Origin of the sequence: Pseudomonas sp. Os17, assembly GCF_001547895.1 — a bacterium.
Classification (GTDB): Bacteria; Pseudomonadota; Gammaproteobacteria; order Pseudomonadales; family Pseudomonadaceae; genus Aquipseudomonas.
On the sequence record NZ_AP014627.1, the window covers coordinates 2965644 to 2989373 of the forward strand.

Consider the following 23730-nt stretch of genomic DNA (forward strand, 5'->3'; position numbering starts at 1 on the left):
GAGCCTGTGATGACGACTTCCACTCCACGCCCGTTGCTGGGTTGCATCGCCGATGACTTCACCGGCGCCACCGACCTGGCCAACATGCTGGTGCGCGGCGGCATGCGCACGGTGCAGAGCATTGGCATTCCCAGCGCCGAAGTGGCCGCCGGCCTGGACGCCGACGCCGTGGTGATCGCCCTGAAGTCCCGCACCACGCCGGTGGGCGAGGCGGTGGCCGAATCCCTGGCGGCCCTGCACTGGCTGCGCGAGCAGGGCTGCGAACAGATCTTCTTCAAGTACTGCTCGACCTTCGACTCCACCGCGGCGGGCAATATCGGTCAGGTCAGCGAGGCCTTGCTCAAGGCCCTGGGCAGCGATTTCACCCTGGCTTGCCCGGCGTTTCCGGAGAACGGCCGGACGATTTTCCGTGGCCACCTGTTCGTCCAGGACCAGTTGCTCAACGAGTCCGGCATGCAGCATCACCCGCTGACGCCGATGACCGACGCCAACCTGGTGCGGGTGCTGCAAGCGCAGACTGTGCTGCCGGTGGGCCTGCTGCGTTACGACAGCGTCGCCCAGGGCGTGGACGCGGTGCGGGCGAAGATCGCCGAACTGCGGGGCAAGGGCGTCGCCATGGCGATTGCCGATGCGCTGTCCGATGCCGACCTCTATACCCTCGGCGCGGCCTGCGCCGACCTGCCGCTGTTGACCGGCGGTTCCGGGCTGGCCCTGGGCCTGCCGGAGAACTTCCGCCGCGCCGGCAAGCTGCGGGACCTGGACGCCGCGAGCCTGCCGCCGGTGGCCGGTGGCGAAGTGGTGCTGGCCGGCAGTGCCTCGGCGGCGACCAATGCCCAGGTGGACGCCTGGCTGGAAGCCGAGCGCCCAGCCCTACGCATCGATCCCCTGGCCCTGGCGGCCGGTGAACCGGTGGTGGCCCAGGCCCTGGCCTTTGTCCAGGCCCAGCAGGACACCGTGCTGATCTACGCCACCAGCACCCCCGAGCAGGTCAAGGCGGTGCAGCGGCAATTGGGCGTGGAGCGCGCCGGGGCCCTGGTGGAGAACGCCCTGGGCGAGATCGCCCGGGGCCTGCGGGATAACGGCGTGCGCCGCTTCGTGGTGGCCGGTGGCGAAACCTCGGGGGCGGTGGTCAAGGCCCTGGGCGTGCGCCTGTTGCAGATCGGTGCGCAGATCGACCCCGGAGTGCCGGCCACGGTCAGTAGCGGCGGCGAGCCCCTGGCCCTGGCCCTGAAGTCCGGCAACTTCGGCGGTCGCGACTTTTTCAGCAAGGCCCTGGGCCAACTGGCCGGAGGTCAGCCATGAGCCGGGAAAACGCTCTGCGCGAAGAAATCTGCGACGTCGGCCGCAGCCTGTATCAGCGCGGCTACACCGTGGGCAGCGCCGGCAACATCAGCGCGCGGCTCGACGATGGTTGGCTGATCACCCCCACCGACGTCTGCCTCGGGCGCCTCGATCCGGCGGCGATTGCCAAGGTCAACCTGGCGGGGGAGTGGGTCAGCGGCGACAAGCCGTCCAAGACCCTGGCCCTGCATCGCCAGGTGTATGACCGCAATCCGGGGGTGGGCGGTGTGGTGCACACCCATTCCACCCATCTGGTGGCATTGACCCTGGCCGGGGTCTGGCGCGACGACGACATCCTGCCACCGCTGACCCCGTATCAGGTGATGAAGGTCGGGCACATTCCACTGATCGGCTACCAGCGTCCGGGTTCGCCCAAGGTCGCCGAGCAGGTGGCGCAACTGGCCAACCGGGTGCGCGGGGTGATGCTCGAACGCCTCGGCCCGGTGGTCTGGGAAAGCAGCGTGTCCAAGGCCAGCTACGCCCTGGAGGAGCTGGAGGAAACCGCGCGCCTGTGGTTGCTCACCCAGCCGCGCCCGGCGCCTCTGGACCAGACCGCGCTGGATGAACTGCGGGACGCCTTCGGCGCCGCCTGGTAAACGCAGCACGACTGCCAACGCTTGATGCAAGCCTGTCCCCGGGAGCCTTGACAGGACTCCCGTGGGGAGCGGCTTGCCGGTAAAAACAATAACAACAGGACTTCCCGAGATGAATGACTGCATGTGCTTTACGGGTTCCAGCGTCACCTGCCACACCTGCCAGCCACTATGTGGAGGGCTTGGCCAATGAGCCCGCTGATTCTGATGATCACCGCCGGGGCCGGTATCGCCCTGCTGCTGTTTCTGGTGCTCAAGTACAAGTTCCAGCCCTTTGTCGCGCTGATGCTGGTGAGCATCCTGGTGGCGCTGGTGGCCGGGGTGAAACCGGCGGAACTGGTGGCCACCATCGAAGGCGGCATGGGCAAGACCCTTGGCCACATCGCCATCATCATCGCCCTGGGCGCCATGATCGGCCGCATCATCGAGCTGTCCGGCGGTGCCGAGGCCCTGGCCAAGACCCTGATCGAGCGCTTCGGCAACCGCCGCACGCCCCTGGCCCTGACCATGGCCGGCTTCATCATCGGCGTGCCGGTGTTCTTCGAAGTCGGGGTGATCATCCTCATGCCGCTGGCCTACGGCGTGGCCCGCAGTGCGCGCAAGCCGCTGCTGGTGTTCGCCTTGCCGATGTGCGCCGCGCTGCTCACCGTGCACGCCTTCCTGCCGCCCCATCCGGGCGCGGTGGCGGCGGCCAGCCAGCTGGGGGCGGACCTGGGTCGGGTGCTGATGTTCGGCCTGCCGCTGACCGCGCTGCTGTGCTACGTCGGCTACCGCGTGGCGGGGCGCATGACCCGGCGCAACTACCCGATGACCGACGACATCCGCGCCGAAGTCTATGGCCCGCACGTCACCAATGAAGACCTCGCGGCCTGGAACAACGGCGCCGCACAGCCGGCCAGCCCGCAAGCGGTGGCGGCCGTGGCCCATATGGGCCTGGAGGAATCCACCGGCAGCCTGGCGGCGAAACTGCCGCCGGCGCCACCACCGGGGTTCGGCCTGATCGTCGGCCTGATCCTGCTGCCCATCGTGCTGATCCTGCTGGGCACCCTGGCCACCTCGTTGCTGCCGGTGGAGTCCGCCCTGCGCGGGGTGCTCACGGTACTGGGTGCGCCGCTGGTGGCGCTGCTGCTGGACACCTTGCTCTGTGCCTGGCTGCTGGGCTCGCGCCGTGGCTGGAGCCGCAGCCAGGTGTCCGATGTGATCGGCTCGGCGCTGCCCGGCGTGGCCATGGTGATCCTGATCGCTGGTGCCGGCGGGGTGTTCGGCAAGGTCCTGGTGGACACCGGGATCGGCGCGGTGGTCTCCGACCTGCTGCGCACCACCGGGCTGCCGGTCCTGGCCCTGGGCTTCTTGCTGACCATGCTGCTGCGCGCCGTGCAGGGCTCCACCACCGTGGCCCTGGTGACCACGGCCGGGATCATCGCGCCGCTGATCGCCACCCTTAACCTGAGCCCCAACCACATGGCCCTGCTGTGCCTGGCCATGGGCGGTGGCGGGCTGGCCATGTCCCATATCAACGACGCCGGGTACTGGATCTTCACCAAGCTGGCCGGGCTCAACGTCGCCGATGGCCTGCGCACCTGGACCGTGATTACCACCTTGCTCGGCACCTTGGGGTTCTGTATTACCCTGCTGATCTGGCCGTTTGTCTGACCCTTTGTCCCAGGAGTTCCCATGCCTCGTTTTGCTGCCAACCTCAGCATGCTCTACCCGCAACATGACTTCCTTGAGCGGTTTTCCGCTGCGGCGGCCGATGGTTTCAGCGCGGTGGAATACCTGTTTCCCTACGACTACAGCCCCGCGCAACTGAAACAGCGCCTGGACGATAACGGCCTGCAGCAGGCCCTGTTCAACGCGCCGCCCGGTGACTGGGCGGCGGGGGAGCGGGGCATCGTCTCCCTGCCCGGACGCGAGCAGGAGTTCCGCCAGGGTTTCGACAAGGCCCTGGAGTACGCTGCGGTGCTGGGCAATTCACGGATCCACGTGATGGCCGGCCTGCTGCCGTCGGAAAGCGACCGCGCCCGGCATCACGGGGTGTACCTGGAGAACCTGGCCCACGCCGCGACCCAGGCGGCCAAGGTCGGAGTCACCGTGCTGCTGGAGCCGATCAACACCCGGGACATGCCGGGGTTCTTCCTCAATCGCCAGGACCAGGCCCAGGCCCTCTGCAAGGAAGTGGGTGCGGCCAACCTCAAGGTGCAGTTCGACTGCTACCACTGCCAGATCGTCGAAGGCGACCTGGCGGTAAAACTGCGGCGGGATCTGCCGGGCATCGGCCATATCCAGATCGCCGGGGTGCCGGATCGTCACGAGCCAGACCTTGGCGAGTTGAACTATCCCTACCTGTTCCAATTGATGGACGAGCTCGGCTATGACGGCTGGGTCGGTTGCGAATACCGCCCGCGTGGCGACACCTCCGCCGGCCTGCAATGGCTGCGCGACTGGCAGGCGTGCCAAGGCTCGGCGGTGTAGCCGCTGCTGCAGGTTGCGCAGGAAAAGGCATCTGGGGAACGTCGCGCAAGGCCCTGCGGGCATCGCTTTATGTAGCCGCTGCCGAAGGCTGCGAACGAGCCGTAGGCTCGCAGCGATTCCCCGGCCGCCGAGGCCCCTGCGGGCCTTCGCGCATCGCTTTATGTAGCCGCTGCCGAAGGCTGCGAACGAGCCGCAGGCTCGCAGCGATTCCGCGACCGCCGAGGCCCCTGCGGTGCCTTGCGCAGCCTGCGGCAGCGGCTACAGAGGGTACGCAGGCCACGAACGGCTTGCGATGATTCGTAGCGATAAACACAGGAGTTTTTTCATGCAGCGTCTTGTCTGCCGGGCCGCGTTCGGCCTGATTCTGTCCCTGGGTGGTATGTCCCTGGCCGTGGCCGCGAGCTTGCCGCCGGCCACCGAGGGCGATTGGGTCGCCCCGCAATTCACCTTTCACAACGGCGAACAGCTGGCCAACCTGAAACTGCACTACATCACCCTGGGCAACCCCAAGCACCCGGCGATCCTCTACCTGCACGGCACCTACCGGCCGGCCAGCGACCTGCTGAGCAAGGATTTTGGCGGTGAACTGTTCGGCCCGGGGCAGCCTCTGGACGCGAGCAAGTACTACATCATTGCCACCGACGGCATTGGTGTCGGCCAGTCGAGCAAGCCTTCCGATGGCCTGCGTGCGCGCTTTCCCCAGTACAACTACGACGACATGGTCCAGGCCCAGTACCGCTTGGTCACCGAGGGGCTGGGGATCAAGCACCTGCGGCTGATCATCGGCAATTCCATGGGCGGCATGCAGACCTGGCTCTGGGGCCAGAACTGGCCGCAGATGATGGACGCCCTGGTGCCCATGGCCTCTCAGCCCACCGAGATGGCGTCGCGCAACTGGATGATGCGCCGCCTGCTGGTGGAGTCGATCAAGCAGGATCCGGCCTGGGACAACGGCAACTATCGGGTCCAGCCGCCGTCCCTGCGCCTGGCCAACGCCCTGTTCGCCACCGGCACCAGCGGCGGCACACTGGCCTATCAGGCGCTGGCGCCGACCCGGGCCCAGGCCGACAAGCTGGTGGATGAGCGCCTCAAGGCGCCACAGAGCGCCGATGCCAACGACTTTATCTACCAGTGGCAGTCCTCGGCGGACTACAACGCCGCGCCGGGCCTGGGCCGGATCCAGGCCCCGGTGCTGGTGATCAACTCGGCGGACGATGAGCGCAACCCGCCGGAAACCGGCACCCTGCAAGCGGCGCTCAAGCAAGTGAAAGATGCTCGCCTGCTGTTGATTCCCGCCAGCGCCGAAACCCGCGGGCATGGCACCACCGGCATGGCCCGGTTCTACGCCCGCGAGCTGGGGCAGTTCATGGCCGAAACCGAGAAACCCCGCTAGCGGCCATGCACGCTCTGGGTGGCGAGGGAGCTTGCTCCCGCTGGGCGGCGCAGCCGCCCCAAACCCGGACGGCGCAACCTTTCAGGCGTTGAGGGGCATCAGGCATTGCGTCTGCTGCGCAGACGCGCGGGAGCACGCGCCGTCGCCACGGATTGCACGTGTTGGGGGTTACCGCTGACTCAGGATTGTGCCGGCAGCAGCAATTCCACCCCGTGCTTGCGAATCCCGTCCGCTGCCGCCGGGGCCAGGGCGGCGTCGCTGATGATGATGTCGAACTGCTCTAGCTCGGCGATCTTGTACATGCCGAAGGTGCCGTACTTGGAGCTGCTGGCCACCAGCACCGCCTGGGTCGCCGACTGCATCGCCACCTGCTTGACCTCGACCTTCAATGCCGAGGGCGTGGTGATGCCCCGGCGCAGGTCCCAGGAACTGGTGGAGATAAAGGCGATGTCCGTCACCACCTGACGCAGGGTGGCCACCGCCAGCCCGCCGACACAGGAATGGTTGGAGTGATCCAACTGGCCACCGGTGTGAATCACCGTGACTTGGGGCGCCTCCATCAAGGCCTGGGCCACGCCGAAATCGTTGGTGATCACGGTCATCCCCGACAGCGCCTTGATGTAGGGCACGATCTCCAGGGTGCTGGTGCCGGCGTCCAGGTAGACCGTCATGTCCGCGTGCAACAGGCCCGCCGCGAGCTTGGCCATGGCCTGCTTCTGCGGCAGTTCCACCACCGCCTTGGACTGGTGGCTGGGCTCGCTGTGCAACTGGCTGGCGATGCGCACGCCGCCGGTCACTGAGTGGGCGCGGCCTTCCTGTTCCAGCAGGGCGATATCCCGGCGCACGGTCATGTGCGAGCAGTCGAACATCTCCATCAACTGATGCACGCTGAGCACCTGATGCTTGCGCAACTGGCGCAGGATCTGCTCGCGGCGCTGCTCGGGAATCATCGGCGCGCCGCTGTCGCTGGCAAGGTCCTTGGGGGTAGGCATTGAAGCTCCGGTTTGGCGGGTCGGCAAAGGCAGAAATCGGCACGCCATAGTAGCGAATGTAGCTGCCGTGGACGAGATTTAGTGCCGTGTGCGCGTCAGAAAACGCTTCGCAGAATCAGCGAGCCAGTTCGTTACGGGTCAGGGGCAGAACGGGCAATACAGATTGTCGAGAAAGTCCTGGCTGTCGATGTTGTCGTCAAGCACCTGCACCACCACCGGGCCATGGTGTTTGCATTGCAGGACCTGCCCGGCGCCGCTGCGGCTGGGGGGCTGGTCGCTGAATTCATGGCTGCCGCACCAGGGGCATTTGCGCACGCTGGCCTCGCTCTGGCCGAGTATCGCCAGGTGCCAGCCGCAGCCGGCGCAATGGAGGCGATGCAGCGGGCGGGCAGGGGTAAAGGTCGGCATGGAACATTCCTTGGCGCGGGGCTCAGCCCGGCATCAGCAGTCGTTTAAGTAGGCGGGTCAGCGGTTGGCGCGCCTTGCGGTGCTTGAAGGCCCCCGGGATGTGCAGCAGGAAGCTGCGCCAGGGATAGCCGCCGGGATCGCGTTGCGCTGACTCCAGGTAGTCGTGCAGGGCCAGCGCCGACTCGCGGTTGAAGGCCCAGAGCATCTGGCCTTTGTAGGCCACGGAAAAATAGGCCTCGCTCGGCCAGTTGAGCGTGTGACGCGCTGAGTACCGGCAGTGTTCGCAGGCCAGCGAGCCCAGGTCCAGGCCGTGATCGCGATACCAGTAGGGTGAACACTGCCAGTGGCTGGCCAGGTAGCCTTCGGGCAGCGGACCCAGGCTGTGAGTCGGGTCGCCGTGCAGGCCGGGAAAGTACAGGGCGTAGTGACGGTAGTGCCCGCAGCTGTCCTGCTCTTGCCGATAGTCCAGCAGTGGATGGGCGGCGAAGAACGGCACATCGACCTTGCGCGCGATGGGCCTGGAGACGACGAAGTCGAAGCGCGCCTGGGCCCCGCATTGCGGGCAGTTGAGTGCCAGTTGATGGGGCATGGCGCTCCATTGGACAAGGCGGGTCATGGCTTGAATTCACCCACCTGTGGGGGCGTGCGATCGATATGCCAGCGCTGCATGAACGCTTGCAGGCTGCCATCGTCTTTCATCGCGTCCAGGGCCCGCTGCCAGCGGGCCACCTGGGCTGCATCGACCTTGGGCGAGAAGGCGATGTAGGCGTCCTGGTGCATCAGCGGCATTTGGTAGCGCAACTGTTCGAAGGGCAGGCCCACATTGCTGGCGAAGGTACTGACGCTCATGGTGTCGGCGACCACGTACTGCACGCGGCCGATCTGCAGCAGGCGCATCATGATTTCCGGGCTGTCGACGCCCCACAGGTTGTCCAGGCCCTGCTGCTTGAGGTAGCTGTAGACCAGCCATTTGCGCGGTACGGCGATCTGGCCCTGGGCCTGGCTCAGGTCGCTGATCGGCGGAGTGTCGCCGCTGCGGGTGTACAGCGCGGTTTCGGTGCGCATCAGCGGGCCGACCCATTGGTAGCGGGATTCACGCTCCTGGGTGCGCAGGATGGTAAACACCGCGGTGTCGGCGTCCTCGCTGGCATCGCGCAGGGCGCGCAGCATCGGGCGTTGCTGCACCTGCACCGGGTCGCCGGTGCGTTGCGCCAGGGCTTGCACCACCTCCACTGCGAAGCCCGTCATGTGCGGGCCCTGCTGAAAGTGCAGCGGCGGGTGGTTGTCGGTCAGCATGCGCAACTCACCGGCTTGAGCGGTGAGGCTCAACAGCGGCAACAGTGCCTGCAGCATCCATTTCATGCAGTGCCCTTGGGGGATAAAAACCAGAGCTTAGTACGACTGGTTGCCGCCTGTCGCGCTAAAACTGCGGGCCTGCCGCGTGCCTTGGCGGGCCATGCCGGGGCGATTTTGTCGTCGGCAGATGGCTCTGCTGCAGGTATCCTGGCGCGGCCTTCGTTGAATGGAATCGACCCATGTTCGCCCCCCTTGTTCATCCCCTGCGAGCCAGTGGCTTGCTGCTGGCGCTGCTGGCCTGTGGCCAGGGCGCCCAGGCCAGCAGTTTCGACTGCGCCAAGGCCGCCAGTGCCAGTGAGAAGGCCATCTGCGCCGACCCCTATACCGCCGGGCTGGACAGCCGGTTGGGCAAGGCCTGGACGGCCGCCCTGGCCGAGGCCAAGGACCCCAAGGCGCTGCGCCTGGGCCAGCGTGAATGGCTCAAGCAGCGCGACCAGTGCCAGGCCGATCTGGGCTGTCTGCGCAGCCAATACCTGAGCCGGCTGACGGTGCTGCGCTATGTGAACATCCCGTTCAGCTGGCAGGGCACCTGGCAGCGGGTCTCGGTCAGCCCGTTCTACGGCGGTGAGCTGGTGATCCGGCGCAGCGGCGAGGATCGTCTGAGCTTCGACCTGTCGGACATGGGCGGCGCCAATTCCGGTGCGCTGGCGGGCAAGCTGCAGCTCAAGGACGGTGAAGCCCGCTACGGCGTCGAGGGCTGCAAGCTGCGCTTCACCCCGCGCAACGGTCTGTTGCAGGTGACCCAGGAGGGCGATGCCTATGCCTGCGGCGCCGGTTCGGGGGTGTATTACGACGGACTCTATGTGGCCTCCCGGCAAATCCTGGAGAACCAGTACGATTTGCTGTCCACCGCGCTGGTGCGTACCGAGGCAGAAGACCAGCGAGCCCGCAAGCTGCTGCAACAGGATTACCAGACCCTGCTCGACAGCGGCTCGGTGTTCTCCCAGGACACCTCGGCCGAGCTTCCGGGCGCCGAGGTCACCGATATGTGGCTGCAGGGGCTGGCTACCACCCATGCGGCGATTTTCGTGCGCGGTGCCCAGGGTGAGTTGTGGGTCGCGCTGCTGGCAGTGGTGGGCCCCGCCGATGAAGTGCGGGTGCGCTACTACACCACCGAGCCTGCGTGGAAGCAGCGCCTGCCGGACGTGGTACAGCGCTGGTACGAGGCGCGCAGCCAGGGCCAGCAACTGCCGCTGGACAGGATGCCCTGAAGCACAGGCCGGCCGGACTTCATCATCTGTTGATGAACGTGGCTGCAGAAATTTCGCCGAGTGGATGCACAAGCCTGCCGGTGCAGCTGCTAGAGTCTCGGCCCTGGCCGCCTGGATGTCGCCCCGAGGGTGCCGGCACGGGGGCGCCAAGCCTCGGCCTGCCGGGCAAATTCCATCAGTTGGTGACGCGAAGCCATTGTGAGCGTCTACGACCTTAGCAAGTGACACTGCCGCCGCCGTTACCGGCGCCTGGCACATTGAAATTGGGAGATTGTGAATGGTCATCAAACCCCGCGTTCGCGGCTTTATCTGTGTGACGACCCATCCGGTGGGTTGCGAAGCCAACGTCAAGCAGCAGATCGATTACGTCACCCAGCAGGGCGCCATCGACGCAGGGCCGAAGAACGTACTGGTACTCGGCGCCTCCACCGGCTACGGCCTGGCCGCGCGGATCACCGCCGCCTTTGGCTGCGGTGCCAACACCCTGGGCGTGTTCTTCGAGCGCGGCAGCGTTGACGGCAAGCTGGGCACCGCCGGCTGGTACAACACCGCGGCGTTCCACAAGTTCGCCGAAGAAAAGGGCCTGTACGCCAAGAGCATCAACGGTGACGCCTTCTCCGACGCGGTCAAGGCCGAAACCATCGAAACCATCAAGCGCGACCTGGGCAAGATCGACCTGGTGGTCTACAGCCTGGCCGCCCCGCGCCGCACCCACCCCAAGACCGGTGAAGTGCTGAGCTCGACCCTCAAGCCCCTGGGCAAGTCCGTGACCCTGCGCGGTGTCGACACCGACAAGGAAATCGTCAAGGAAACCACCCTGCAACCGGCGACCCAGGAAGAGATCGACGGCACCGTGGCGGTGATGGGCGGCGAAGACTGGCAGATGTGGATCGACGCCCTGCACGACGCCGGTGTCCTGGCCGAAGGCGCGAAAACCACCGCCTTTACCTACCTGGGCGAGAAGCTGACCCACGACATCTACTGGAACGGTTCGATTGGCGAAGCCAAGAAGGACCTGGACCAGAAAGTCATCGGCATGCGCCAGCAACTGGCCGACCTGGGCGGCGACGCTCGGGTGTCGGTGCTCAAGGCCGTGGTCACCCAGGCCAGCTCGGCGATCCCGATCATGCCGCTGTACCTGTCGCTGCTGTTCAAGGTGATGAAGGAGCAGGGCAGCCACGAAGGTTGCATCGAGCAGGTCTACGGCCTGTACAAGGACAGCCTGTACAACAGCGAGCCGGTGATCGACCAGGAAGGCCGCCTGCGTGCCGACTACAAGGAACTGCAACCCGAAGTCCAGGATCGGGTCAAGCAGCTGTGGGACCAGGTCACCAGCGAGAACCTCTACGAAATGACCGATTTCGTCGGTTACAAGCATGAGTTCCTGCGCCTGTTCGGTTTCGAGATCGAAGGGGTCGACTACGAAGCCGACGTCGATCCGGACGTGAAGATCAGCAACCTGATCCAGCTGTAATCCGCTCGTAGCATCAGCCAGCGCCCCTCCCTCGTGAGGGGCGTTGTCGTTTGCATCCCCCTGTTTCCCGTAGGAGCCAGCTTGCTGGCGAAGAGGCCCGCAGGTCTTGTGCTGGTCTTGGAGACGCCTTCGCTGGCAAGCCAGCGGCCGCTGCGGTTCGCGCCGCCAGCCTGATCAGTCCGGGCGCTTGATCAAGGGTGGGAGCGAGCTTGCTCGCGATGGTGGTCAACGAAAACGCCGCGTTCACGGGGGCAACGCGGCGTTCTTGAGTGCATCGCGAGCAAGCTCGCTCCTGCGTTACTTGGTGGTTGCAAAAAAAGCGCGGCGGTGGGCAATTGCGCAAGATCGTTCAAGTCAGGCGCCGTACCAGCTGGCACAGTCAGCGTCCGTCATCTGTGTGCAGGGTGTTATGTCCAGCGTTCTTCTGCCCCGCGCCGCGTTTATCCGCGGTGCCATTGCCATCATGCCGCTGTCCCTGGCCACCGCGCCCTGGGGGCTGCTGGCCGGTTCCATGGCCATCGAGGCCAATCTCACGCCGCTGCAGGGCCAGGGGCTGTCGAGCATCGTCTTCGCCGGTGCCGCGCAACTGGTGGCCATCGGCATGCTCAAGGGCGGGGCGGGGATCTTCTCGATCCTGTTGACCACGCTGCTGCTGACCTCCCAGCACCTGCTCTACGGCATGAGCATGCGCTCGGTGATCTCGCCCTTGCCCGGGCGCTGGCGGGTGGGCCTGGGCTTTCTGCTCACCGACGAGCTGTTCGCCTTGACCAGCGCCCACGACAAGCAGCAGTTCGACCGCTGGTACGCCCTGGGCGTGGGCCTGACCTTCTACGTGGCCTGGAACCTGTTCACCCTGCTGGGCATCGTGCTGGGCAAGAGCATTCCCGGCCTGGAACACCTGGGCCTGGATTTTTCCATCGCCGCCACCTTCATCGCCCTGATCACGCCGCTGGTGCGCAATGTGCCCACCGTGGTCTGTGTCGCGGTGTCGCTGTTCTGCTCGGTGCTGTTCAGCTACTGGCACTGGGGCTCGGCCCTGGTGCTGTCGGGGCTGGCGGGGATGAGTGCGGGTTTTGTCTGCAACAAGCTGTATCGGGGGCGCGCATGATGGTCTGGGCAGTGATTTTCGGCATGGGCCTGCTGGTCTTTCTCAATCGCTACGTGTTTCTCGAACCGCGCCTGCCGCTGCGCCTGAGCAGCAACGCGCGGCAGTTCCTCGGTTTTGCCGTGCCGGGCATGCTCACGGCGATCTGCGGGCCGATCGTGTTCATGCCCGATCAGCAGTTGAACCTGCACTGGGACAATCCCTACCTTTCGAGCTCCCTGGTGGCCATCGTGCTGGTGATCTACACCCGCAATACCCTGGTCAGCATGCTGCTGAGCATGGGGTTCTTTTTCCTTCTGCGCTGGTGGCTCTGAGGCAGGATTGCGGTAGCCTGTGCAGCTTTTGGCACAGGCCGACCTTCAACCGCAACGGATGCATCGGATGAGCAACTTCCCCCACGATATCGACCTGGACGCGTTCTGGGACCACGACAGCAGCCGCAAGATCAACCAGCCACCGGCGAGCGCCGCCCTGATCGCCGAGCTGCAAGCCCAGCTGGGCTATCGGCTGCCGCCGTCCTATGTGGCGTTCATGCAGCGTTACAACGGTGGCTGCCCGCACCTGTGCTGTTGCCCCACGGAGCAGGGCACCTCCTGGGCCGAGGACCACTGCGCGATCGACAGTTTCCTGAGCATCGGTCGCGACAGCCGCTACTCCCTGGGCGGCGACCTGGGCAGCCGCTTCATGATCGAGGAGTGGGGCTACCCGGACCTGGGGGTGTACATCTGCAATTGCCCCTCCGCAGGGCATGACATGATCGCGTTGGACTACCGCGAGTGCGGCCCCGAGGGGGAACCCCGGGTGGTGCACGTGGACCAGGAGGGCGACTACGAGGTGACTGTCCTGGCGCCGAACTTCGAGGCCTTTGTCCGCAGTCTGGTGTCCTGGGAGGTGTATGACACCTCCGAGCAGGATTACCTCGACGACCTGGACACGGTCGCCAGCGCTCCGTTCTCGCCGCTGCTGCAGGAGCTGCTTGAACACTGCCCGGACGTGCCTGACCTGGGGCCGCTGATCCGCCAGATCGCCCTGCGCATCGTCCAGGACAAACGCTACTTTGCGTTGCACGCCGACCCGCTGTCGCACCTGCTGTACGACCTGCAGTTCTGGCTGTACCAGAACCGCTACCCGGTCCCCAGCCAAGAGGCCTACCTGGAGGTCTATCAGGACATGATCGCCTTCGCCAAGGGCTTCAGCACCGGCGGCTACGCCCCGGATTTCATCCGCGACTGGTTCCGCGCGCGGCTGGCGGACGGTCATCTGCACCAGGTGGCGGGCGGGTTCGCCCTGACCCCGGCCTACCGGGTGCAGTTGCTGGAACAATTGTCGGGGTTTCGCCCCGCCGGCCTACACACTCAGGAGCAGCCATGAGCGAGGAAACCATCCGCATCACCGCCGAGAAGACCCTCTCCGACAACTGGTACGTGCTGAAGAAATACAGCTTCGAACTGCGCCGCCGCGACGGCAGCTGGCAGGCCCAGGAGCGTGAGGTCTACGACCGCGGCAATGGTGCGACGATCCTGCTGTACAACCTGGAACGGCGCACGGTGCTGCTGACCCGGCAGTTCCGCATGCCGGCCTTCGTCAACGACCACAGCGGTTACCTGATCGAGACGGCCGCCGGGCTGCTGGACAACGCCAGCCCGGAAGTGCGCATCCGCCAGGAAGCGCAAGAGGAAACCGGTTGCCGGGTGGGCGAGGTGCAGAAGGTCTTCGACGCGTTCATGAGTCCGGGCTCGGTGACCGAACGGGTGCATTTCTTCATCGGCCATTACCAGGCCGAAGACCGCATCGATGAGGGCGGCGGGCTGGAGCACGAAGGCGAGGACATCGAAGTCCTGGAGCTGGATATCGACCAGGCCCTGGACATGATCAAGAGCGGCGAGATCGCCGACGGCAAGACCATCATGCTCCTGCAGTACCTGCAGTTGCATGTGCTCAAGCCTCGCAGCCTGACGGTGCTGGTGGCCGGCCCCTACCGTTCCGGCACCGGCGACGATCCGCTGTTGCTGGCGCGCAATGTCGAGGCCATGGAGCAGTGCGCCGCCCAGGTGCTGGAGGCCGGGCATTTCCCGCTCTTGGGGGAGTGGGTGGCCTTGCCCATGACCCGTCTGGCCGGGTCCCGGGCGGTGGGCGATGAGGTCTACAACCAGCGCTTCCACGCCTATGCCGAGCGCCTGCTGCAGCGCTGTGACGCGCTGCTGCGCATCGGCGGTGCCTCGGCCGGCTGCGACGCCATGGTGCAGATCGCCCAGAGGCTGGGCCTGAGCATCTATCACCAGGTGCAGCAGCTGCCCAAAGTGACTCCCCGCCCAGGCCGGGACTGACCCCGGTCGCCTCTGGTCGGACGCCGCCGGCCCGTTGCCCGGTCGCCGGCGTCCTGCCCTGACCCCATCGCCATGGCTGCACGGCTTTCGCCCCCGGCGTTTCTTCAGGCCCGGGGGGGAAATACTGTCTATCGTCTAATAGGCAAGCAGGAGCTTCATCTCGGGCCGCGTGAGCTTGGAGCACACCGGTCGGTTTTTCGCTATGGCGCTTGGAGCACTATGGAAAACCTAGGTCTTGATCTGACGCCGGTGCGCAGCATCTCGAATCAGGCGCTGGCCCGCGCCACCTTGCTCGGATGCTCGGGATTGCTGTTGGCGCTGTTCCTCTTCACCGGCGTGTTGCTGGTGTACATCGCCCTCGACCAGAACCTGGCTGCCGAGCAGCACAACCGCCTGGAAATCGAAAAGGCCCTGCAATCGCTGAAAAACCATGCCCGTAGCACCGTCAAGGACTATGCGCAGTGGGGCGATGCCTATCAGCACCTGCACCTGAAGGTCGATCCGGACTGGGCCTACACCCGGCACAACTTCGGTTCGTCCCTGTACCGCGACCTGGGTTTTGACGGGGTGTTCGTCATCGACCCGGCCGATCGCACGGCCTACGCGATGGTGTCCGGTCGCCTGGAGGCGATGGAGGCCCGGGACTGGTTCGGCGATGCGCTGCAACCCTGGCTGGCGCAGGTGCGCCAGGCGCCCGATGGCAAGGTCTTCAGCCGTTATCACGCGATCGGCGGGACACCGGCGCTGGTGTTCACCAGCGTGCTGAGCCCGGGCAACGATCCGCAAGTGCCGGTCGATGACGGCCCGCAGTCGGTGCTGGTGTTCGTGGTGTGGCTGGACCCGAGCCGTTTGCTGGTGCTGGGCCGTGAGGCGGGCATCGAGCGCTTGCAGCGGGTCGACGCCGGGGCGCCGAGCCCGCAGCCGACCCTGAGCCTGCCCGACGGTGCCGGAACCCTGCACTGGCAGCCGACGCGACCGGGGCACCAGTTGCTGGTGCTGGTGATCCCGCTGTTGCTGCTGGCCGGACTGCTGGTGGGCCTGATGGCAATCCTGCTGCTGCGGCGCTCTGCGGTGGCGGCGCGGCTCATCGATGATCAGGTCCAGGCCCTGCGCAGCAGTCGGGGCGCGCTGGAGGCCAGCGAGGAGCGTTTTCGCGATGTTGCCGAAGCGGCTTCCGACTGGATCTGGGAAGTGGATCCGCAGTTGCGCTTCACCTACCTGTCCGAGCGCTTCGAGGCGGTTACCGGCCTGTCCCGGGAGGCGGCCCTGGGGCGGCCGATGCATGAGCTGCTGAGCGCCGAGCAGGGATCGCTGCGCCACTGGCTGAGCGCCTCGCAGCGGCGTTCCCAGAGCCTGCTGCAATGCGCCTACCTGGACGGTCAGCGCCGGCCGCGGATCTGCCGCCTCTCGGTACGGGCCATGGACGGCGGCGGTTACCGTGGCACCGCCAGCGATATCACCGAGGAGGTCGCGGCCCGGCGGCGCATCGAATACCTGTCCCAGCACGATGCACTCACCGGCCTGGCCAATCGCATGCGCATGCGCGAATACCTTGAAGATCGGCTGTCGGCCCTGCGGGTGCTGCGCGAGCCACTGTTGATGCTCAGCGTCGACCTCGACCGCTTCAAGCCAGTGAACGATCTGCTGGGGCATGCCGCCGGCGACCAGGTGCTGCACGAGGTGTCCCAGCGCCTGTCCCACTGCCTGCGCAGCGAGGACCTGGTGGCCCGGGTCGGTGGCGACGAGTTCGTGCTGGTGGTGCCCGGGCAGATGGCCCAGTCGGAAATCGACGGCCTGTGCCGGCGCTTGATCCAGCGTATCGAGGAGCCGTTCTACATTGGCGAGCATGAAGTCTTCATCAGCGCCAGCATCGGAGTCGCCCGGGCCCCGGCCGATGCCAGCCAGGCCGAAGAACTGCTGCGCTTTGCCGACATGGCCCTGTACGAGGCCAAGGCGGCGGGGCGCAGCACCTGGCGTTTCTACGCCGCCGACATGAATGCGCGGATCATCGAGCGCCGCGGCCTGGAGCGCGACCTGCGTCACGCCATCGACCAGGACCAGTTGAGCCTGCAGTTCCTGCCGCGCTATCGGCTGGGCGACGGCCAATGGCAGGGCGCCGAGGTGCTGGTGCGCTGGCAGCACCCACAGCGCGGGCTGCTGGGGCCCGAGGTGTTCATGCCCATCGCCGAGGACACCGGACTGATCCTGCCGCTGAGCAACTGGGTGCTGCAGGCGGCCTGCCGCGCGGCCCGGGCCTGGCCCGAACACCTGCAGCTGGCGGTGCATCTGTCGGCCTGTGAGTTCCAGCGCGGCCAGCTGGTGGCCAGGATCCGCTCGGTGCTCGCTCAGAGCGGGCTGGCTCCCTCGCGTCTGCTGCTGGAGGTGGCCGACAAGGCGCTGCTGGACGACGGGCGCCCGGTGCAGGACATCATGGGCGGGCTCAAGGCCCTCGGGGTGCAGCTGGTGCTGGACGATTTCGGCAGCGGCTGTTCGGCGTTGCAGGACCTGCGGACCTATCCCCTGGACGGCCTGAAGATCGACAGCGGTCTGGTGGCCGGTCTGGGTCGCAGTCCGGCCGGCCGTTCGATCGTCCAGGCGATCGTCGACCTGGGGCATGCCCTGAGCCTGAAAGTGCTGGCCGAAGGGGTGGATACCCCGGAGCAGTTTGCCGCGTTGCGGGACATTCGCTGCGATGAGGTTCAGGGGCGGTACCTGAGCCCGCCCCTGGACGGCGACGCCCTGTTGCACCTCTGCGCCCAAGCGCCCCGGGCCGGAAGCTCGATGAGCTGAGGGCAAGGGTTGCGGGTGTTTGGCCGGGGAGGGGCGCGGTGCTTCAGTGCGCTTGCTCGGTCGCTGTCCGGGGCGCCTGGCGGATCGGCAGCTCCACGCGAAAGGTGCTGCCGACCCCCGGTTGGCTGCGGACGCTGATCTGCCCGCCGTGCTTCTTGACGATCCCGTAGGACAGCGACAGGCCCAGGCCGGTGCCCTTGCCCACCGGCTTGGTGGTGAAGAAGGGGTCGAAAATCTTCTGCAGGTGCTGTGCATCGATGCCGCAGCCAGTGTCGCTCACCTCCAGCCAGACATGCTCGCCGTCCACCCCGTTGCGCAGGGTGATGGTGCCGCGCTCCGGCCCGATGGCCTGGGCGGCGTTGACCACCAGGTTCATCACCACCTGATTGAGCTGGGAGGGCAGGCACTCGATCTGCGGCAGCTCGTGGTAGTCCTTGACCAGGTCGGCCTTGTACTTGATCTCGTTGGCGACGATGTTCAGGGTCGAGTCGATGCCCTGTTGCAGGTCCGCCAGTTGCCATTGCTGATCGCTGTCGACCCGGGAGAAGTTCTTCAGGTCCTTGACGATCTGCTCGACCCGGCCGATGCCTTCCTTGGATTCCTTGATCAAGAGCGGGATGTCCTCCTGGAGAAAGTCCAGGTCGATGCTTTCGCGCAGGCTTTGCAGGTGCTCGCGCACTTGCGGTGCGGTGATGGCTTCTTCGCTCTGGCGGTAGGCGCTGAGCATCTGGCCGATCTGTTGCAGGTAGCCGGCCAGGCTGCCGAGGTTGGAGGCGACGAAGCCGATGGGGTTGTTGATCTCGTGGGCCACGCCCGCGGCCAGTTGCCCGAGGGAGGCGAGCTTTTCCGACTGCACCAGCTGGTTCTCCAGTTGCTTGCGCTCGTCGATCTCCTGTTGCAGGGCGGTTCCGGCACGTTCCAGGTCCGCGGTACGCCGGGCCACCAGGTTCTCCAGGTGATGCATCTGCAGCAGGGCACGGGCGGTCATCTCCCACTTGCTGGTGAGGGTGCTGGCCATCTGCTGGACTTCGATATTGTCGAAGGGCTTCTTCAGGATCAGCAGGCGGTTGTGGCCCTGCAGACGCTCCAGCAGGTCTTCCCAGGAATAGTCGGAGTAGGCGGTGCACACCACCACCTGCAGGCGCGGGTCCTCCTGCCACAGCCGTTCGATGGTCTGCACCCCGTCCCAGCCCTGGGGCATGCGCATGTCGACGAACGCCAGGGCATAGGGGCGCTGCTGCGCCAGGGCCTGGGTGACCTTGTTCAGGCCTTCCTCGCCGCCGTAGGCCGAGTCCAGTTCGAAGGGCTGCTGGCGGGTGCGGGTCGGGGCGCCGAACAACTGCGCCTCCAGATCGTCGAGGCCAGCGTCCTGGCTCTGCGGCATGAGGATCTTGCGAAAGTCTTCGTGGATCGCGGGGGTGTCGTCGATCAGCAGAATCCGGCGGTTGATCAATGAGTCCATGTGGGGTTCTCGGCGTCGATCAGCGGGATGTCAAGAGTGAAGGTGGCGCCCAGTCCCGGCCCGTCGCTGTGCACGCTGAGCTGGCCGTCCATCTCCATGGCGGCCAGGGCGCAACTGTGCAGGCCAAAGCCGTGGCCCTCCTTGCGGGTGGTGAAGCCGTGGGCAAAGATCCGCGTGAGGTTTTCGGCGGCGATGCCTTCGCCCTGGTCCTGAACCTGGATGCGCAGGGTCCGGCCCTCCAGCACCCGGGCGCGAATGGTCAGGGTGCGGGACTGCTCGTCGAGGTCGGACATGGCGTATTTGGCATTGCTGATCAGGTTGATCAGGATCAGCAGCATGCGGTGCTTGTCGCCCATCACCGCGGGCACTTCGGCGTAGTCCTTGACCACCGTGACCTGGTGCCGGACCAGGGCCCCGGCGTTCATGCGCAGGGCGTCGTCGATCAGTTCGTTGACCCGCAGGGGTTCGATCAGCCGTGAGGCGCCGGCATAGGACTGCTGGGTGGCGACGATCTCCTTGATGTGATCGATACTGCGCCCGAGCTGGGCCAGCTCGTCGCTCATGCCCTGTTGCTCGCTGGCGATGGCCGCGACCAGTTGGTTGAGGTAGCCGGGGAGCAGCTTGCCCTTTTCGTCTTCAGTGAAGAACTGCCCCAGGTCGTCCTGGTGCTGGTTGATCAGCTGCATCGCCTTGCCCAGGCCCTGAGCCTTGCTGGAGCGCAGGGTACGGCTCAGCAGTTCGCTGGAGATGTTCACGCTGTTGAGCACGTTGCCGACGTTGTGCAGCACATTGGTGGCGATTTCCGCCATGCCCGCCTGGCGCGCGGCGTGCAGCAGTTCGCTCTGGGCTTCCTTGAGCTCGTGGGTGCGTTCCTCGACCCGTTGCTCCAGGTGTTCGTTGGCGCTCTGCAGGGCGGTGTTGACCCGGCGGATCACCCCGTAGCTGCGCACCAGATGGATCACCAGATAGAGGATCAACAGCACCAGCAGCGTCGAAAACAGCAGCAGGTACTGATGGGCCTTCTGGTCCTGCAGGTCGGCCTGGAGCTGGTCGCGGTTGAGCAGGGCGTTGATCTCGTCCAGGCGCTGGGCCACCGGGATCGAGGTGATTTTCTCCAGCAGTTGGTTGACCACTGGCTGTTCGCGCAGGATCACCGAGACGTGGTTGCTGAGGATGGCCACCGGTTCGTGCATGGCCTCGGGCAGGCGCTCCTTGTTCACCTCCAGCTTGTTCAGCCCCACCAGAATGTCGGCGGCCTTGTCGTCGCTGGATACCTGGGCGAACTCCAGGCTGCTGAGCAGCAGGTCGTAGGTGTCGATGGCGATGCTCTGCTGCGACAGGCGCTGGCTGTCATCCAGCCCGGCCAGGCGGCTCTGGATGTCGTCCTCGGCGGTGGGCAGGAAGGCCAGGGAGTTGCGCAGCACCGAGTTGTGGGACTTGAAGCGCTCCACCAGGTCGGCCTTTTCCTTGAACGCGGCGAGGAAGGCCTGATGACTGGCCTGCCACGCCTCGGGGTCGATGTGCTCCTGCTGCGACACCTGATCGAAGCGACTCCACAGCTGATTGATCTGCTGCACCGGCAGCACCAGTGGATCGTAGTCATGGGTGATGGCGATGCGGGCCTTGAGCACCTCGGTTTCCCACTGGGCATTCAGTTGCTTGATGTGACCGATCAGGTCCCGGGACAGGGTGTAGTTCGCCGTCTGGCCGATGACCGTCTTCACGTAGAGGAACGCCAGCGCCAGGACCAGGCCCAGGATCAGCAGGGTGAACAGGGTGACGGGCAGGCGGGGCAGCTTCATAGGGGCTTGTCCTGCCATTGCCCGGTCAGGGTCTTGAGAAACTTGACGATCAGGCCGGTGTCCTGGGGGCTTGGGGTCCGGCCCAGCTGGTACTTGAACATCACCTCGACCGCCTGTTCCAGGGTCTGCGCCGAGCCATCGTGGAAGTAGGGCCCGGTGACCGCCACATTGCGCAGGCTCGGCACCTTGAAGACGTTGCGGTCCTGCTCGTCGCCGGTGATCAGGAAGCGGCCCAGGTCGGCCTGGGTGGGGTTGCCCCGGGCGGCGAAGTAGTCGCCCATCACGCCGAATTTCTGCAGCATGTTGCCGCCGATGTTGACCCCTTGATGACAGGCGATGCAGCCGTAGTCCTTGAAGCGCTGGTAGCCGTATTTCTCGTCCAGGCTGAGGATCTCGGTGTTGCCTTGCAGGTACTGGTCGAAGCGCGAGCCGCTGCTGAGCAGGGTGCGTTCGTAGCTGGCCAGGGCGTCCTGCACGTTGGCCGCGGTCAGCGCATCCGGGTACAGCTCGGCGAAGCGCTGGCGGTAGTCGGGGTCGTCACTCAGGGTGCGGAGCAGGTCGGGCCAGTTGTTGCCCATCTCGATCGGGCTTTGCACCACCTGGTCGATCTGCGCTTCGAGGCTGTCGGCGCGGGCGTCCCAGAACTGCCGAAAGTTCAGCGCGGCGTTGAATACGCTGGGAGCGTTGACCAGGGTCGGTTGGCCCTTGATGCCCAGGGACTTGGCCTGAGTGTCGGCGCCGCCGTGGTCCAGCCGGTGACAGCTGGCGCAGGAGCGGCTGTGGTCCTGGGACAGGCGCGGCTCGTTGAACAGCCGGCGCCCCAGTTCCACCCGCCCCGGGTCGAGGTCGGGGGCCGCGGGCAGGGGTTTGAGCGGTTCGTCCAGGGGCGCCGGGACGGCGGGCAGGGCGATGCCGAGCAGCAACCAGAGCGCCACGCCCAGGTGGCGCCGCCGCGGCCGGCCCGCAGGTGCTGCGCGGTTCATGGCTGGCCCTGCCCGGCGGGTGCGGCCCGCCCTTGCAGGAACCGGGCGAAGTCTGCCGCCGGCAGGGCCTTGCTGAAGTAGTAGCCCTGGCCTTCCTCACAGCCTTGCTGGGTCAGGAAGGCCAGCTGCTGCGCCGTCTCCACCCCTTCGGCAATCACGTTCAGGTTGAGGTTGCGCCCCAGCTGGATGATGGCGCTGACCAGGGTCGCATCCTTGGGGTCGTGGCTCAGGCCGTGGACGAAGGACTGGTCGATCTTCAGCACGTCCAGCGGAAACTTGCGCAGGTAGCTGAGGCTGGAGTAACCGGTGCCGAAGTCGTCCACCGCCAGGCGCACCCCCAGGGTCTTGATGGCCAGCAGGGTGACCAGGGTTGCCTCGACGTTCTGCATCAGCACCCCTTCGGTGATTTCCAGCTCCAGCAGGGTCGGGTCCAGGCCGCTGTCCTGCAGAGCGCTCTGCAACTGGGCGAGCAACTGCGGCTGGCGGAAATCGCTGGGCGACAGATTGACCGACAGGCGGATCGGTGCGAGCCCGGCCTGTTGCCAGGCGCGGGACTGGCGGGTGGCCTCGCCCAGCACCCACCGACTGACGGCGTTGATCAGGCCGCTGTCCTCGGCCACCGGGATGAACTGGGCCGGGCTGACCCAGCCCCGTTGCGGGCTGAACCAGCGGATCAGCGCTTCGGCCCCCACCACCTGGCCCGAGGCCAGGTGGATTTTTGGCTGGTAGTGCAAAACAAACTCCCGATGCTCCAGGGCCTGGCGAATGCCCGACTCCAGGTGTTGCTGTTCCCGGGCCCGATGGGTCATGTCCTCGGTAAAGAAACCGTAGCGGCCCGGTGCCTGGTCCTTGCTGTTGCGCATGGCCATCTCGGCCTTCTTGATCAGGGTCAGGGCGTCCTGGCCATCCTCGGGATACAGGCTGATCCCCAGGCTGGCGGTGACCTGCAGTTCGTGCCCGGCGATGTCGTGCACCTGGTTCACCGTGGCCAGGAGTTTTTGCGCGACGCTGCGCACCTGGGGCGGCGGCTGCTGGTCATGCACCAGCACCACGAACTCGTCGGAGCCGTAGCGGAAGACCGAGTCCGACTCGCGCATGCTTTGCTGCAGGCCCTGGGCGATACGCTTGAGCAGTTCATCGCCGGCCGGGTAGCCCAGGGCCTGGTTGATCCGCTTGAAACGGTCCAGGCCCAGGAACAGCACCGCCAGCTGTTGCCCATAGCGCCGGGCCCGGGCCATGGCCTGGCTCAGGCGGTCGCCCAGCAGGGTGCTGGAGGGCAGCCCGGTGAGCGCATCGTAGTGCAGCAGGTGCGAGACCTTGAGCAGTTCGGCGACCCGCTCCTCGATGGTCCGCTGCAGGTCGTCGAGCTTGTTCCGTGCGTCCTGGGCCATCTGCCATTTCCAGGTCAGGGCGCTGGCCATCTGGCGGATTTCCAGGCTGTCGAAGGGCTTTTTCAGAATCAGCAGGCGATCGCCGAAGTCCAGGCGCTCGGCCAGGGCCTCCCAGGAGTAGTCGGAGTAGGCGGTGCACAGGGCGATCTGCAGCTCGGGGTCGGCCAGCCACAGCTGTTCGATGGTTTGCAGGCCGTCCCAGCCCGGCGGCATGCGCATGTCGATGAAGGCCATGGCATAAGGCGTGCCCTGGGCCAGTGCCGCCTCGACCCTGGCCAGGGCTTCGCGGCCCTGGAATGCCGAGTCCAGGCTGAAGGTCGGCGCGGGGCCAGGCGCGGCTTGACCGAACAGTTGCTCCTCAAGCGGGCCCAGGTCCGGTGCCTGCCGCGGGGCGAGGATCTTGTAGAAGTCTTCGTGGATCTCCGGGCTGTCATCGACGATCAGCACTCGCCGATTGACCCGCGCAGAGGGCGGGCCCGGAGTGTCTTGCGCTGTTGTCTGCGGGTCGCAGCCAGTATCCATAGACCGTCCCTAGTGCCCTGAGCCTGCGTTCAACGCTGTGAGCATAGTCACTGTGTTCTGCACCTGCGGAGGTTTTTTTAACGTTGGGCCAGAGCGCAAAAGCAAAAT

20 protein-coding genes are annotated in these 23730 nt (G+C 66.0%); 12 read left to right on the top strand and 8 right to left on the bottom strand.

Going from position 1 to position 23730, the window contains the following annotated elements; genetic code table 11:
- Positions 1–9 precede the first annotated feature (9 nt).
- The 5 genes from otnK (at position 10) to POS17_RS13480 (ending at position 5799) form a co-directional block, all read left to right on the top strand.
- Entirely contained in the window at positions 10–1302 is a 1293-nt protein-coding gene (otnK, locus tag POS17_RS13460; RefSeq protein WP_060839011.1) for a 3-oxo-tetronate kinase, read from the top strand.
- On the top strand, positions 1299–1937 hold the full coding sequence (otnC, locus tag POS17_RS13465) for a 3-oxo-tetronate 4-phosphate decarboxylase (RefSeq protein WP_060839012.1): 639 nt from the start codon (positions 1299–1301) through the stop codon (positions 1935–1937). The genes otnK and otnC overlap by 4 nt, the downstream gene beginning before the upstream one ends.
- Positions 1938–2123: 186 nt before the next feature.
- Positions 2124–3587: a GntT/GntP/DsdX family permease gene (locus POS17_RS13470; protein ID WP_060839013.1), complete on the top strand. Its 1464-nt coding sequence runs from the start codon at positions 2124–2126 to the stop codon at positions 3585–3587.
- A gap of 21 nt (positions 3588–3608) precedes the next feature.
- The gene (gene otnI / locus POS17_RS13475) at positions 3609–4406 is read left to right on the top strand and encodes a 2-oxo-tetronate isomerase (protein WP_060839014.1); all 798 of its coding nucleotides are present in this window, start codon (positions 3609–3611) and stop codon (positions 4404–4406) included.
- A 325-nt stretch (positions 4407–4731) separates the two neighbouring features.
- Positions 4732–5799 (top strand): alpha/beta fold hydrolase, encoded by a 1068-nt coding sequence (locus POS17_RS13480; RefSeq protein WP_060839015.1) that lies wholly within the window; start codon positions 4732–4734, stop codon positions 5797–5799.
- A gap of 179 nt (positions 5800–5978) precedes the next feature.
- On the opposite strand, the gene POS17_RS13485 is transcribed toward POS17_RS13480, so the two are convergent.
- The 4 genes from POS17_RS13485 to POS17_RS13500 all read right to left on the bottom strand — a co-directional run bounded on the left by POS17_RS13485 (position 5979) and on the right by POS17_RS13500 (position 8561).
- Positions 5979–6791: a DeoR/GlpR family DNA-binding transcription regulator gene (locus POS17_RS13485; protein WP_060839016.1), complete on the bottom strand. Its 813-nt coding sequence runs from the start codon at positions 6789–6791 to the stop codon at positions 5979–5981.
- Positions 6792–6929: 138 nt separating this feature from the next.
- Positions 6930–7199 carry a hypothetical protein gene (locus tag POS17_RS13490; protein WP_060839017.1) on the bottom strand — a complete coding sequence of 90 codons (270 nt, stop codon included), beginning with the start codon at positions 7197–7199 and terminating at the stop codon, positions 6930–6932.
- A gap of 22 nt (positions 7200–7221) precedes the next feature.
- Positions 7222–7815, bottom strand: coding sequence for a hypothetical protein (locus POS17_RS32305; protein ID WP_060839018.1), 594 nt, complete (start codon positions 7813–7815; stop codon positions 7222–7224).
- Entirely contained in the window at positions 7812–8561 is a 750-nt protein-coding gene (locus POS17_RS13500) for a substrate-binding periplasmic protein (RefSeq protein WP_060839019.1), read from the bottom strand. The genes POS17_RS32305 and POS17_RS13500 overlap by 4 nt, the downstream gene beginning before the upstream one ends.
- Positions 8562–8734: 173 nt before the next feature.
- On the opposite strand from POS17_RS13500, the gene POS17_RS13505 reads away from it, so the two are divergent.
- From POS17_RS13505 to POS17_RS13535, 7 genes are all read left to right on the top strand, one after another.
- Complete coding sequence (locus POS17_RS13505) at positions 8735–9766, top strand: lysozyme inhibitor LprI family protein (RefSeq protein WP_060839020.1); 1032 nt, start codon at positions 8735–8737, stop codon at positions 9764–9766.
- A gap of 277 nt (positions 9767–10043) precedes the next feature.
- Positions 10044–11240: an enoyl-ACP reductase FabV gene (gene fabV, locus POS17_RS13510; protein WP_060839021.1), complete on the top strand. Its 1197-nt coding sequence runs from the start codon at positions 10044–10046 to the stop codon at positions 11238–11240.
- Between the two features lie 409 nt (positions 11241–11649).
- Positions 11650–12348, top strand: a complete 699-nt coding sequence (locus POS17_RS13515; protein ID WP_060839022.1) for an AzlC family ABC transporter permease — start codon at positions 11650–11652, stop codon at positions 12346–12348.
- On the top strand, positions 12348–12659 hold the full coding sequence (locus tag POS17_RS13520; protein ID WP_164990737.1) for an AzlD domain-containing protein: 312 nt from the start codon (positions 12348–12350) through the stop codon (positions 12657–12659). The genes POS17_RS13515 and POS17_RS13520 overlap by 1 nt, the downstream gene beginning before the upstream one ends.
- Before the next feature lie 67 nt (positions 12660–12726).
- Positions 12727–13716 carry an SMI1/KNR4 family protein gene (locus POS17_RS13525; protein WP_060839024.1) on the top strand — a complete coding sequence of 330 codons (990 nt, stop codon included), beginning with the start codon at positions 12727–12729 and terminating at the stop codon, positions 13714–13716.
- Positions 13713–14672, top strand: coding sequence for a GDP-mannose pyrophosphatase NudK (gene nudK / locus POS17_RS13530; protein ID WP_060839025.1), 960 nt, complete (start codon positions 13713–13715; stop codon positions 14670–14672). The genes POS17_RS13525 and nudK overlap by 4 nt, the downstream gene beginning before the upstream one ends.
- Positions 14673–14891: 219 nt before the next feature.
- Positions 14892–17462: a bifunctional diguanylate cyclase/phosphodiesterase gene (locus tag POS17_RS13535; RefSeq protein ID WP_060839026.1), complete on the top strand. Its 2571-nt coding sequence runs from the start codon at positions 14892–14894 to the stop codon at positions 17460–17462.
- A gap of 43 nt (positions 17463–17505) precedes the next feature.
- On the opposite strand, the gene POS17_RS13540 is transcribed toward POS17_RS13535, so the two are convergent.
- From POS17_RS13540 to POS17_RS13555, 4 genes are read right to left on the bottom strand one after another with little or no spacing between them, the layout of a single operon-like run.
- Complete coding sequence (locus POS17_RS13540) at positions 17506–18924, bottom strand: ATP-binding protein (RefSeq protein ID WP_060839027.1); 1419 nt, start codon at positions 18922–18924, stop codon at positions 17506–17508.
- A complete protein-coding gene (locus POS17_RS13545; protein WP_060839028.1) occupies positions 18912–20726 on the bottom strand; it encodes a DAHL domain-containing protein in 1815 nt (604 codons plus the stop codon). Before POS17_RS13545 ends, POS17_RS13540 begins: the two co-directional genes overlap by 13 nt.
- Positions 20723–21709, bottom strand: coding sequence for a cytochrome-c peroxidase (locus tag POS17_RS13550; RefSeq protein WP_060839029.1), 987 nt, complete (start codon positions 21707–21709; stop codon positions 20723–20725). Before POS17_RS13550 ends, POS17_RS13545 begins: the two co-directional genes overlap by 4 nt.
- Positions 21706–23622: a GGDEF/EAL domain-containing response regulator gene (locus tag POS17_RS13555; protein ID WP_060839030.1), complete on the bottom strand. Its 1917-nt coding sequence runs from the start codon at positions 23620–23622 to the stop codon at positions 21706–21708. Before POS17_RS13555 ends, POS17_RS13550 begins: the two co-directional genes overlap by 4 nt.
- Between the last annotated feature and the right edge of the window lie 108 nt (positions 23623–23730).

Coding starts and splice junctions, on each gene's coding strand:
- otnK (WP_060839011.1), top strand. CDS start 10: ATGACGACTTCCACTCCACGCCCGTTGCTGGGTTGCATCGCCGATGAC.
- otnC (WP_060839012.1), top strand. CDS start 1,299: ATGAGCCGGGAAAACGCTCTGCGCGAAGAAATCTGCGACGTCGGCCGC.
- POS17_RS13470 (WP_060839013.1), top strand. CDS start 2,124: ATGAGCCCGCTGATTCTGATGATCACCGCCGGGGCCGGTATCGCCCTG.
- otnI (WP_060839014.1), top strand. CDS start 3,609: ATGCCTCGTTTTGCTGCCAACCTCAGCATGCTCTACCCGCAACATGAC.
- POS17_RS13480 (WP_060839015.1), top strand. CDS start 4,732: ATGCAGCGTCTTGTCTGCCGGGCCGCGTTCGGCCTGATTCTGTCCCTG.
- POS17_RS13485 (WP_060839016.1), bottom strand. CDS start 6,791: ATGCCTACCCCCAAGGACCTTGCCAGCGACAGCGGCGCGCCGATGATT.
- POS17_RS13490 (WP_060839017.1), bottom strand. CDS start 7,199: ATGCCGACCTTTACCCCTGCCCGCCCGCTGCATCGCCTCCATTGCGCC.
- POS17_RS32305 (WP_060839018.1), bottom strand. CDS start 7,815: ATGACCCGCCTTGTCCAATGGAGCGCCATGCCCCATCAACTGGCACTC.
- POS17_RS13500 (WP_060839019.1), bottom strand. CDS start 8,561: ATGAAATGGATGCTGCAGGCACTGTTGCCGCTGTTGAGCCTCACCGCT.
- POS17_RS13505 (WP_060839020.1), top strand. CDS start 8,735: ATGTTCGCCCCCCTTGTTCATCCCCTGCGAGCCAGTGGCTTGCTGCTG.
- fabV (WP_060839021.1), top strand. CDS start 10,044: ATGGTCATCAAACCCCGCGTTCGCGGCTTTATCTGTGTGACGACCCAT.
- POS17_RS13515 (WP_060839022.1), top strand. CDS start 11,650: ATGTCCAGCGTTCTTCTGCCCCGCGCCGCGTTTATCCGCGGTGCCATT.
- POS17_RS13520 (WP_164990737.1), top strand. CDS start 12,348: ATGGTCTGGGCAGTGATTTTCGGCATGGGCCTGCTGGTCTTTCTCAAT.
- POS17_RS13525 (WP_060839024.1), top strand. CDS start 12,727: ATGAGCAACTTCCCCCACGATATCGACCTGGACGCGTTCTGGGACCAC.
- nudK (WP_060839025.1), top strand. CDS start 13,713: ATGAGCGAGGAAACCATCCGCATCACCGCCGAGAAGACCCTCTCCGAC.
- POS17_RS13535 (WP_060839026.1), top strand. CDS start 14,892: ATGGAAAACCTAGGTCTTGATCTGACGCCGGTGCGCAGCATCTCGAAT.
- POS17_RS13540 (WP_060839027.1), bottom strand. CDS start 18,924: ATGGACTCATTGATCAACCGCCGGATTCTGCTGATCGACGACACCCCC.
- POS17_RS13545 (WP_060839028.1), bottom strand. CDS start 20,726: ATGAAGCTGCCCCGCCTGCCCGTCACCCTGTTCACCCTGCTGATCCTG.
- POS17_RS13550 (WP_060839029.1), bottom strand. CDS start 21,709: ATGAACCGCGCAGCACCTGCGGGCCGGCCGCGGCGGCGCCACCTGGGC.
- POS17_RS13555 (WP_060839030.1), bottom strand. CDS start 23,622: ATGGATACTGGCTGCGACCCGCAGACAACAGCGCAAGACACTCCGGGC.